Origin of the sequence: Pseudoxanthobacter sp., assembly GCF_036822375.1 — a bacterium.
Classification (GTDB): Bacteria; Pseudomonadota; Alphaproteobacteria; order Rhizobiales; family Segnochrobactraceae; genus Pseudoxanthobacter.
Genome location: NZ_DAISHT010000136.1, coordinates 4,692 through 9,547 on the forward strand (window position 1 = coordinate 4,692; position 4,856 = coordinate 9,547).

A 4,856-nucleotide genomic window follows, 5' to 3' on the forward strand; every position below is an offset into this window, starting at 1 on the left:
GCCATCAGTCCTGCCGCAGCACGGCGGGCGACCGCATTTGCCCTCATGGCGGTGTTTCTGGATGTCATCGGCTTCGGGCTCATCATCCCCGTCCTGCCGCCGCTCATCGAAGATGTCGGCCATGTCGGGCTCGACGATGCCGCCCGCGTCGGCGGCTGGCTGTTCGCGGCCTTCAGTCTGGCGCAGTTCCTGTGTGCGCCGCTGATGGGCGCGCTCGCCGACCGCTTCGGCCGCCGTCCGCTGCTGCTGCTGGCCATTGCCGGGCTGGCGGCGGATTATGTGCTGCACGCGCTCGCCCCCTCGCCGGGGTGGCTGTTCGTCGGGCGCGTGCTCGCCGGCATCTGCGGTTCATCCTATGTCATTGCCAATGCCTGCCTTGCCGATGTCAGCGCGCCGGAAAAGCGCGCCCGGGCCTTTGGCCTGATGACGGCGGCCTTCGGCCTCGGCTTCGTGCTGGGGCCGGCGCTCGGCGGGCTCATCAGCGCCTTCGGCATCCGCGCCCCGTTCTGGGCGGCGGCGGCCGTGGCGGCCGCCAATTTCGTCTTCGGTCTCATTGCCCTGCCGGAAACGCTGCCGGCCGACCGCCGCCGGGCCATCCGCTGGCGCGAGGCCAATCCGCTGGGCGTACTCGCCGTTTTCCGCCGTTATCCCGGCGTGCTGCCGATGGCGGTGGTGCTGGTGCTCTACTTCTTCAGCACCTCTGTCTATCCCGCCATCTGGCCGTTCTGGGGCATGGCGAAATTCGGCTGGCCGGCCACCACCGTGGGGCTGACGCTGGCCACCACCGGCCTTGCCATCGCCCTCATGCAGGGGCTGGCAACCGGCCCGGCCGTGGCGCGGTGGGGCGAGCGGCGGCTTGCCGTGGTGGGGCTGCTGTTCGGCGCGCTGTCGTGCGCCGGCTTCGGGCTGGCGCCCACCACGGCCGCGGTGCTGGTGCTGCTGCTGGTGCATGCGCTGGAGGGCTTCAGCCAGCCGATGCTCGCCGCCATGATGTCGCGTGCCGTGCCGGACAACGCACAGGGCGCGCTGCAGGGCGGCCTTGCGGCACTGATGAACCTCGCCATGCTGGCCGGCACGCTCTTCTTCACGCAGGTGTTCGGCTTCTTCCTGTCCGATGCCGCGCCGGTGAAAAGCCCGGATATCGCGTTCTTCATCGCATCGGCCATCGCCGCCGTCGCGCTTGCCGTGTTCGTCGCCGCCGTGCCGCGCCGCCGGGCGATCCCGTAACGGCGGCCCGGCCGGACGCCGCCGCCATCCTCACCCCGCCACCAGCGGCCTGAGCGCGCGGGCCGCGGGCCGAATATCCGCCCCGGCCCCGCGCGGCCGCTGACCGGCGCCCGGCCGGCAACCCGGCGACCGGCGCGGCGGCGATGCTGAGCGGTCCCGCACGGGGCACCGCAACCGGCGCTCCCGCGCGAAGCCGGCCATCGTCGCGCGTCAGAACCGCCGGCGCCGCCGCCGCGATGGTTCGGGTACGGGCCGCATCGCCGCTCCCATCGCACCGCGCTTTCGCTGCGCGGCCGGCACCGGCCGGGCTTCAGCACAACTGCGACCCGGACGGCACACCGGGCAAAAAGGACCGCCGCCCGGCCGGCTGCGGCGCCTTTGCGGCTTGCGCCCGGGCCGCAGGGCGGCAATCCTTGACCGGCAATATGCCGTCCTTCCCGCCCCGCCGGACATTCCGGACCAGCCCACAGCAGGAGACAGATGCAGGCACCCGACCGGCCGGTGACCGCCGGCGCCCGCCTCCGCGATGCCGTCATCGCGGCCCGCGGTCCGCGCCCCCGCCACAACGGCTGCAGGGCCGCCGCCACCGGCCGCACGGCCCGGCGGCGCCCGCTGCCGGCTGCCGCCGTGGCGGCCACGCTGTCGCTGGCCGGCGCGCCGGCCGCTGCCGGATCGCTGCCGGACGAGCCCGCCGGCGCCGCCGGGCGCGCGGCTTCGGTTGCCGCCTGCCCCGGCCAGCCGCCGGGCTACATGGCGCTGCCCGGCACGCAGACCTGCCTGAAGATCGACGGCCTCGTCTATTACGAATTCTGGCTCTACGGCTCCAATGCCGCCTCCGGCCAGCCGGGCTGGTACAGCGCCGACCAGAACGGCATTTCCAGCTACGTGCGCGGCGACGTGCGCCTGCACAGCGTCAGCGATACCGAATACGGCCCGCTGACCAGCTTCATCGAGCTGCGCATGAGCCTGCAATCGCAGCTGGTGCCCTCGGTGATGACCGACACCTGGCAGCTTTATCACGGCCTGCTGAACTGGAACGGCATCACCGCCGGCCGCACCCAGTCGATGTTCGACTATTTCACCGGCAGCACCTACGCCTCGCTCTACGAGCCGGCATGGTCGGACACCAAGACGAACCTGCTTGCCTATACCTACACCTTCGGGGCCAGCGGCTTCAGCCTGACCGGCTCGATGGAAGACAGTTCCTACCGCGACCTCGGCATCATCAACGCCCCCGGCTTTGCCGCCGGCACCGCCACCGGCTATGCCGGCCAGCAACTGCCGGACTTCGTCGGCGCGCTGGCCTACACGGCCGGCTGGGGCAGCGCGCAGGTCTCTGCGGCAAGCCACCTCGTCAACACCTTCCTCGGCACGGGCGGCACCGGCGATTATGCCGCGAAGACGGGCTGGGCCACCGCCGGCGGTGTCACCCTCAACCTGCCGCATCTCGGCACCGGCGACAGCCTGACCCTGCAGGGCGCCTACGGCGTGGGTGCGCTCAACTACATCGCCACCAATCCCATCGACAATTCCACCCTGCCCGGCGGCGCCGATGCGGTGATCGCCACCGGGGCCGCCGGCGGCCGGCAGCTTCAGCTTTCGCGGGCATGGTCGGTCAGCGGCGGCATCACCCACAACTGGTCGCCGCAGTGGCAGAGCAACATCAACGTCTCCTATCTCGATGTCGGGCAGCTGGGGCCGGCCGACAACTTCAGCAACGTCGATATCCAGGCCAGCCACATCTTCTTTCCGGTCAACAATCTGCAGTTCGGTGTGGAAGTGGAATACAAGCGCATCCAGCCGCAGACCGGCGCCCTCGGCAATGCGCTGGTGGGCCTGCTGCACATCGAGCGCGACTTCTGAACCCGCCCCGCCGTGCAGACCGGCCCGTGCAGATCGGCCACAGGGTGAAGCAAACGTAAACGGCGCGCGCCGGCCGGCAATATCGGCCTTGCTGCCGGCCCGCCGAACCGCGATTCTCGGCCCCGCGCAGGCAGGCGAAGGGCGGAGGCGGCCATGATGTCACGGCAGGATCAGGCGACCGGTCGGGCCGGCCTTGCAGTCGCCGCCGTCGCGCTCGCGGCCCTGTGGGGAGGGCCGGCGGCCGCGCGGCCGCTGCCGAACCCGCCGCCGGGAACGGCCACCGCCACCGCGCAGGCGCTGAAAGCCTGCCCGGCCGCCGACAGCGACGATTCCGACAGTTCGGACGATTCCGGCAACGCCGCCACCAGCGACGATTCCGGCAGCGCGCCGGGCCCGGACGGCTACATCGCCATTCCCGGCTCGTCGACCTGCCTCAAGATCAGCGGCTACGTCTATTACGAGTTCTGGCTGCTCGGCTCCGATGCCGCCTCGCTGCAGCCGGGCTGGTACAGCGCCAGCCGCAACGGCATCTCCACCTCGGTCAACGCCGACCTGGCGTTCAGCACCAAAACCGCCACCGAACTCGGCGCCATCAGCACCACGCTGGAAATGCGCGTCAACAAGCAGGGGCTGGGCGGCGGCGAAATCGTGAAGGTGCCGTCCGGCGTCGGCAACAGCTGGCAGCTCTATACCGGCATGGTCGAATGGGGCGGGCTGACCGCCGGCTATACCCAGTCGATGTTCGATTTCTACACCGGGTCCACCTATGCCTCGCTCTACGAGCCGGCATGGTCGGACACCCGCACCAACATCGTCGCCTATACCTACAGCCCCGGCGACGGCAATCTCAGCTTCACCGGCTCGCTGGAAGACAGTGCCGCCCGCAACGTGGCCATTGCCGGCACGCCGGTGACCGGCTCGGGCTATGCCGGCCAGCAGGTGCCGGACGTGGTCGGCCAGCTCGCCTACAGCGACGACTGGGGCAGTGCGCAGGCTGCCGCCGCCAGCCACCTCGTCAACACCTTCCTCTATCCCGACGAAACGCTCGGCTATGCCGCGAAGGTGGGGTGGGCGGCGGCCGGCGGCCTCACGCTCAACCTGCCGAAGCTCGGCGACGGCGATTCCGTCACCCTGCAGGGCGCCTATGGCGACGGTGCGCTCAGCTACGTTGCCGTCAACCCGCGCGACGACCACATCCGCATCGCCGGCGCGGATGCCCGCATCGTCACCGCCGCCGACGGCACGCGCTCCCTCGACCTTGGCCGGGCGTGGTCGGTCAGCGGCGGCATCACCCACAACTGGTCGCCGCTGTGGCAGACCAACATCAACCTGTCCTATCTCGACGTCGGCAACCTCGGCCCGGAAAACGACTTCCGCAACATCGACGTGCAGGCCAATCAGGTGTTCTTCCCCGTGGAGAACCTGCAGTTCGGCGTGGAAGTGGAATATAAGCGCATCGAGCCGGCCGAGGGCTCGCTCGGCAACGCGCTGGTGGCGCTGCTGCACATCGAGCGCGATTTCTGAGCCGGCCGCCGCCGCAAAGGGGGGACGCGCCACAATTGCGCACCCCCGCGGCCGCACGGCGCTGTTTCCCCGCACGGGCATTACCCACTAGAATCGCGGCTCAGGTCGCGGCCGGCCGTTTGCCGCCGCGGCCGCATCTGCGCTTCCAGAGAGAAACATGATGATCGACGACGTTCCGGGATCGGCTGCCGAGTGTGTGGAATGGCTGCGCGCCAACCGCATCGACGAGGTGGAATGCATCA

Annotated in this window: 3 protein-coding genes; all 3 read left to right on the plus strand. The window is 70.4% G+C overall.

Features of this window, described 5'->3' with window-relative positions:
* On the plus strand, positions 1 to 1,227 hold a 1,227-nt coding region (locus V7067_RS12405), incomplete at its 5' end, for an MFS transporter (protein ID WP_334176216.1).
* A 480-nt stretch (positions 1,228 to 1,707) separates the two neighbouring features.
* Positions 1,708 to 3,090 (plus strand): porin, encoded by a 1,383-nt coding sequence (locus V7067_RS12410; RefSeq protein ID WP_334176217.1) that lies wholly within the window; start codon positions 1,708 to 1,710, stop codon positions 3,088 to 3,090.
* 153 nt (positions 3,091 to 3,243) lie between these two features.
* Positions 3,244 to 4,614, plus strand: coding sequence for a porin (locus V7067_RS12415; protein ID WP_334176218.1), 1,371 nt, complete (start codon positions 3,244 to 3,246; stop codon positions 4,612 to 4,614).
* The last annotated feature ends 242 nt before the right edge of the window (positions 4,615 to 4,856 follow it).

Coding starts and splice junctions, on each gene's coding strand:
- V7067_RS12410 (WP_334176217.1), top strand. CDS start 1,708: ATGCAGGCACCCGACCGGCCGGTGACCGCCGGCGCCCGCCTCCGCGAT.
- V7067_RS12415 (WP_334176218.1), top strand. CDS start 3,244: ATGATGTCACGGCAGGATCAGGCGACCGGTCGGGCCGGCCTTGCAGTC.